The organism is Pseudomonas sp. NPDC087639 (genome assembly GCF_044743385.1).
Classification (GTDB): Bacteria; Pseudomonadota; Gammaproteobacteria; order Pseudomonadales; family Pseudomonadaceae; genus Aquipseudomonas.
The window spans coordinates 67354-70231 of sequence record NZ_JBIUWI010000027.1; the positions used below are offsets into that span (position 1 = coordinate 67354).

The following is a 2878-nucleotide window of genomic DNA, read 5'->3' on the forward strand; positions in this document are numbered from 1 at the left end:
CGTGGCTTTATAGTCGGTCATTTAAGGCTCTTCATTAGCGATGGGCGCTAGGTGCGGCTAGTGCACGGGCGGTGGCGACATCCGCATTGATCGCCGTTTTCAGCGCCTCCAGGGAGGCGAAACGCTGCTCTTCACGCAGCTTTTGGTGGAAAACCACCGTCAAACGCCGGTCATACAGATCGCCGGCAAAATCTAAAAGATGGACTTCAAGGTGGGCCTTGCCATCACCCTGCACCGTGGGCCGCACGCCAATATTGGCGACGCCGGGCCAGGTCTTGCCGTCGATATCGACATCCACCAGATACACCCCGGTAAACGGCACGCGACGACGCTTGAGTTGAATATTGGCAGTGGGCGTCCCCAGTTGCCGGGCCAGTTTCTGGCCATGCAGCACGCGACCGGCGATGCGGTACGGGCGGCCGAGCAACCGTTCGGCCAAGGCAAAATCGGCGGCGGCCAACGCGTTGCGCACCTGGGTGCTGCTGACGCGAATGCCGTCCAGCTCGACGGTTTGCGCAGCTTCCACGCTAAACCCGTGAACCTGCCCGGCCTGCAGCAGGAAATCGAAATCACCGAGGCGGTCGCAGCCGAAGCGGAAGTCGTCACCGACCTCCAGATGCTGCACGCCGAGGCCGTCTACCAGAATGGTGTCGACGAACTCACTGGCGCTGAGCTTGCTCAGACGCTGGTTGAAGGCCAGGCACAAGACCCGGTCAACACCTTCGGCCGCCAGCAGTTGCAGTTTGTCGCGCAACCGGGCCAGACGTGCCGGCGCGGTCTCGGGTGCAAAGAACTCCCGTGGCTGCGGCTCGAAAATCACCACGCAGCTGGGTACGCCCAACTCAAGCGCACGCTCACGCAGCCGGGCCAGGATAGCCTGGTGACCACGGTGAACACCGTCAAAGTTGCCAATAGTGGCGACGCAGCCCCGATGCTGGGGGCGCAAGTTGTGGAGGCCTCGAACCAGCTGCATAACGCGCTTCTTGCTCATAAAGTGGCCGATTATAACCACACCCGGCGGCAGACGACAGGCAACACCGTAACGCAAAGTGATCGAGCCGACAAAACTGCCGGCCCGTGCCCGTTTATAAGGGGTAAAACCTCAGCTCAAGGCCTTGCGATTGAAGTCGCGCAGACGGAAACCGAGCAGCAGCAACATACCGAAATACGAAACCACGCCCGCCGCGACCAAAGCGCCCAGACGCAGGAAGCGTTCCAGCATGTGCCCCTGATCCCAGGCCGGCATGAAATGCATGCCGACCAACAACACCACCGACATCACCGCCACGGCCACAACCAGCTTGAAGCCGAACTTCGCCCAACCAGGCTGCGGCTGGTACATCTGCTGTTTGCGCAGTTGATAGAACAGCAAACCGGCGTTCAGACAGGCACCTGCACTGATGGCCAACGCCAGCCCGGCGTGGGCCAACGGGCCGATCAACACCAGGTTGAACAGTTGAGTAACCACCAGCGTGAAGATTGCGATTTTCACCGGAGTCCGGATGTTCTGTTGCGCGTAAAAGCCCGGCGCCAGCACTTTGATCACGATAATCCCGAGAAGGCCGACAGAATAGGCAATCAATGCGCGCTGAGTCATCTCGGCATCAAAGCCACTGAACTGGCCGTACTGGAACAGCGAAACGGTCAATGGCTCGGCGAGAATTCCCAGCGCCAGCGAGCACGGCAGCACCAGCACGAAGCACAGGCGCAGGCCCCAGTCGAGAATGCGCGAATACTCGTGGCGATCCTTGCTGGCGTAGGTTTTGGCCAGAGTCGGCAACAGAATCGTGCCCAGCGCGACGCCCAGTACGCCGGATGGCAACTCCATCAAGCGGTCGGCGTAGTACATCCACGACACCGAACCTGCGACCAGAAACGAGGCAAAGATGGTGTTGATGATCAGCGAAATCTGGCTCACCGAGACACCAAGGATCGCCGGCAGCATCTGCTTCATCAAACGCCAGACACCGGTGTCGCGCAGATTCAGGCGCGGCAGCACCAGCATGCCGATCTTTTTCAGGTGTGGCAGTTGATAGAGCAATTGCGCCAGACCACCGACCAGCACCGCCCAGCCAAGGGCCATGACCGGTGGATCGAAGTACGGCGTGAGGAACAGCGAAAACACGATCATGCTGACGTTGAGCAATGTCGGCACAAAGGCTGGCACCGAGAAACGGTTCCAGGTATTGAGAATTGCCCCGGCCAGCGACGACAGGGAGATCAGCAATATATAAGGGAATGTCACCCGCAACAGATCAGAGGTGAGCTGGAATTTTTCCGGTGTATCGGTGAAACCGGGGGCTGTAGCCCAGATTACCCAAGGCGCAGCGATCATGCCCAGGGCCGTTACCACGGCCAATACCAGGGTCAACAAACCCGATACGTAGGCAATAAAGGTTCGAGTCGCCTCCTCGCCCTGCTGGCTTTTGTATTCAGCCAGAATCGGCACAAATGCCTGAGAGAACGCGCCTTCGGCAAAAATTCGCCGCAGCAGATTGGGCAGTTTGAAGGCGATAAAGAAGGCGTCAGTCGCCATTCCGGCGCCGAATGTGCGAGCGATGAGCGTGTCACGAACAAATCCCAAAATACGGGAAAGCATCGTGATAGAGCTGACGGCGGCCAACGATTTGAGCAGATTCATTGAGGAAATCAGGGCCTTTCGATAAACAGCAGGCGAACAATGCGCCTACTTGTGCGATACTCCGCGCCGCAACAGCACAGAGCCAAAGCTCGCGAGTTTACAGGTCAAGCGCCGGAAATAAATATCCCGCCTCTTTATACCTACCACTTAGCGGAACGATTGAAGTGCCCTTGACAAGACATCTCTACATCGGCATGATTCGCGGCCTATTTTGTTTGCTATTTCCTAAAAAGTCTT

2 protein-coding genes are annotated in these 2878 nt (G+C 58.2%); both read right to left on the reverse strand.

The genetic code is table 11. The features are described from left to right. Positions 1 to 34: 34 nt before the first annotated feature. Positions 35 to 973 carry a bifunctional riboflavin kinase/FAD synthetase gene (gene ribF / locus ACIOVB_RS13935; protein ID WP_167394884.1) on the reverse strand — a complete coding sequence of 313 codons (939 nt, stop codon included), beginning with the start codon at positions 971 to 973 and terminating at the stop codon, positions 35 to 37. Positions 974 to 1102: 129 nt separating this feature from the next. Beyond that, complete coding sequence (gene murJ / locus ACIOVB_RS13940) at positions 1103 to 2641, reverse strand: murein biosynthesis integral membrane protein MurJ (RefSeq protein WP_401268505.1); 1539 nt, start codon at positions 2639 to 2641, stop codon at positions 1103 to 1105. Positions 2642 to 2878: the final 237 nt, after the last annotated feature.